1 protein-coding gene is annotated in these 543 nt (G+C 59.5%); it reads left to right on the plus strand.

Annotated elements, in window-relative coordinates; genetic code table 11:
* The coding region (locus tag A5704_RS06815; RefSeq protein WP_156737628.1) for a class I SAM-dependent methyltransferase at positions 1–543 on the plus strand (543 nt) is incomplete at both ends.

Below are 543 nucleotides of genomic sequence, written 5' to 3' on the forward strand. Positions count from 1 at the left end.
GAATCGCAATCCATCTACGACGTTTCGGACGAGTTTTTTGCCCTGTTCCTAGATCCGACAATGGGCTATACGTGCGCTTATTTCGAACGCGAGGGCATGACGCTCGAAGAGGCGCAGAATGCGAAGTTCGATCTGGCGCTGGGCAAATTGAATCTCGAGCCGGGGATGACGCTACTCGACATCGGTTGCGGCTGGGGAGGAGCGCTGCACCGGGCGATCGAGAAATATGACGTCAACGTGATCGGGATCACGCTGAGTCGCAACCAGTTTGCCTACAGTAAGGCCAAAATGGCCGCCATCCCCACCGACCGCTCCGTCGAAGTCCGGTTGCAGGGCTGGGAGGAATTCGACGACAAGGTCGACCGCATCGTTTCGATCGGCGCCTTCGAGCACTTCGGCCGCCAGCGCTACGGCCGCTTCTTCAAGATGGCCTACCAGGTGCTGCCGTCCGACGGAATCATGTTGCTGCACACCATCGTTCGCCCCTCCTTCAAGGAGGCCAGGGCGCGGGGCATGACGCTGACGCACGAGATCGTGCACTTC

It is taken from the genome of Mycobacterium sp. E735 (assembly GCF_001666955.1).
Lineage (GTDB): Bacteria > Actinomycetota > Actinomycetes > Mycobacteriales > Mycobacteriaceae > Mycobacterium.